At 54.2% G+C, this 670-nt stretch carries 1 protein-coding gene; it reads right to left on the bottom strand.

Annotated elements, in window-relative coordinates:
• Positions 1 to 670: conjugative transposon protein TraN (traN, locus tag BN93_RS16075; protein ID WP_019189288.1), on the bottom strand; the 670-nt coding region annotated here is incomplete at both ends.

Raw genomic sequence — 670 nt, 5'->3', positions numbered from 1 at the left:
TTCTCCACGACAAAGGATTGGTGTCTTCCGCCGTTCTTCTCGTGCATCTCCACAATGAGCTGCTTGTCATCGGGGATGGTGAACTTTTGCAGGGTGAATACCGTGCGTTCGCTCTTCTGCCCCGCCACGCAGGTGGTGTAGTTGTAGGCACGCAGCGGAAGCAGCACCTGCTCCTGCATGGCAGTCTGCTTGGCGACCTTCTTGTCCACGATCTTGAACGTGATGAAGTCGATGTCGAACGGCACGTTGGACTTGTTGCGCAGTTCCGTATGGAAGTACAGCAGTCCGTTGTGCGAATACAACCCTTTGAGCAGGTACTGAATACCGAAGGACTTGCTGCCGATGTGCTTCACCGTCCGCCTGTCCTCCTTGTGAATGGATTTCATGATGAGCTTTACCAGCATCGGGCTTTCGCTTCCGAGTTCCTTGAGATAGACCTCCATGGCGTTGTTCGGACGGTTTACGCTCTCCCCATCGTGGATGAAGTCCGCCATTTCCACATTGAGTAACAGCGGCTCGTTGGCATACTTGACATTAAAGGTGTAAAATGCACCGTCTTCGGTGATGACGCTCATGTTCGTCTCTTCGTGGAAGTCCTTGACCGTCGCCTTCACACGGATGACGTTTTCCGCCCCGTCCGCCTTCCCCGCAATGAGGTTGGGCGAACCCA

The organism is Prevotella conceptionensis 9403948, assembly GCF_000312305.1.
GTDB lineage: Bacteria > Bacteroidota > Bacteroidia > Bacteroidales > Bacteroidaceae > Prevotella > Prevotella conceptionensis.
This window is presented reverse-complemented; position numbering and strand designations above follow the sequence as displayed.